Consider the following 528-nt stretch of genomic DNA (forward strand, 5'->3'; position numbering starts at 1 on the left):
GATCGTCTATCTGGACTGCATTGTGGTCAAGATCCGACAGGACAAGCAAGTCATCAACAAAGCCCTCTATCTGGCGCTGGGGGTCAATTTAGAAGGCCATAAGGAGTTGTTGGGCATGTGGCTGTCGGAGAACGAGGGTGCCAAGTTCTGGTTAGGCGTGCTCACGGAGTTGCAAAACCGTGGCGTCAAAGACATCCTCATTGCCTGCGTGGATGGGCTCAAAGGCTTCCCGGATGCGATCAGTGCCGCGTATCCGCAGACCCAAATCCAGCTGTGCATTGTTCATATGGTACGCAACGCGATGAAGTACGTGCCCTACAAGGACTACAAGGCAGTTGCTGCCGGGCTCAAGCGTATTTACCAGTCTGCCACTGAGCAGGAAGCCTTGCGAGAACTGGAGCTGTTTGCGCAGCAATGGGATGACAAATACCCACAGATCAGCCGTAGCTGGCGTGCCCACTGGCCGAACCTGAACACCCTGTTTCGCTATCCGGAGGACATTCGAAAAGCCATTTACACCACCAATGC

Annotated in this window: 1 protein-coding gene; it reads left to right on the top strand. The window is 54.2% G+C overall.

Translation table 11 applies throughout. From position 1 onward, the window contains the following. Nucleotides 1-528, top strand: a 528-nt coding sequence (locus tag IE074_RS14740) for an IS256 family transposase (RefSeq protein ID WP_189386200.1), incomplete at both ends; no start/stop codon positions are given.

The organism is Advenella faeciporci (genome assembly GCF_014652395.1).
In the GTDB taxonomy this organism is placed as follows: domain Bacteria; phylum Pseudomonadota; class Gammaproteobacteria; order Burkholderiales; family Burkholderiaceae_B; genus Advenella; species Advenella faeciporci.